Raw genomic sequence first — 1,110 nt, 5'->3', positions numbered from 1 at the left:
CAGTCATCGCTATTTTTGTGTATTTCTTAAGTCGTAAAGCAGTCGATAAAGCGTCTAAGAAAAATAAGAATAACCGCGATGGAGTGAACAACTTATTTACGATTCCTCTTATCTTTGCTGCAGCACTATTGAGCTTCGCACATGGTGCAAATGATGTAGCGAATGCGGTTGGTCCGCTCGCTGCGATTGCTGATGCGATTCAAAACCACGGTGTTTCTGCCAAGGCAGCTATTCCTCTTTGGGTCATGATTGTGGGCGCTATTGGTATTGCTCTAGGCTTGCTTTTGTTTGGCCCTAAACTAATTCGTACGGTTGGCACTGAAATTACTGACATCGATAAGTCGCGTGCGTTCTGTGTAGCTCTCGCTGCATCGATCACTGTAATTATTGCATCGCAACTAGGTTTGCCGGTGAGTTCAACGCACATTGCGGTAGGTGGTGTATTTGGTGTTGGTTTCTTGCGTGAGTACTTGCGCTTCAACTCTGCTGTGAAATTGCACAAGATTGCTGAGCAGCATGAAGGAAAAGAACGCCAGCGTTTAGAGAAGTTTTTGGAAGACTTCCAGAATGCAGATCTAAAAGAAATGGAAGATTTGATTAAAGAAGCAAAAGCGAAGAAGGAAAAGCTTGGTATCAACAAAAAAGACCGTAAGCGTTTGAAGAGTGTTTACAAAGAGCAGCTCGTAAAACGTTCAGCAATTAAGAAAATTGTGACGGCTTGGATTGTGACTGTGCCATGTTCTGCAGCACTTGCAGCATCTATTTTCTTCTTGATTAGACCATGGATTGTTGTTTAAAGTTGACCAAGTGGTTGATATATATAGAGTTCTTGCGTTTACGGTCAAATTGACTAAATTTTAAGCAGTGTAAAATAGGTAAATTACTCTCCCAATTTGTGATTTACCTCTCTATAATCCGCGAGCACTGCTACCCTTAGCCGTGGAAATCCAGTATTTAATAGTGAGTCTAGTTTCATAATGCGTATTGAGAATGACATCAAACTTGGTTTTAAAGACGTTTTATTTCGCCCAAAACGTTCAACCTTAAAAAGCCGTTCACAAGTAAGTCTTGAACGAACGTACAAGTTTAAAAACAGCGGTCAGACATGGA

The 1,110-nt window shown here is 41.2% G+C and carries 1 protein-coding gene; it reads left to right on the top strand.

Features of this window, described 5'->3' with window-relative positions:
• The coding region (locus A3738_RS24045) for an inorganic phosphate transporter (RefSeq protein ID WP_197474005.1) at positions 1 to 797 on the top strand (797 nt) is incomplete at its 5' end.
• Between the last annotated feature and the right edge of the window lie 313 nt (positions 798 to 1,110).

The organism is Oleiphilus sp. HI0066, assembly GCF_001635725.1.
This window is presented reverse-complemented; position numbering and strand designations above follow the sequence as displayed.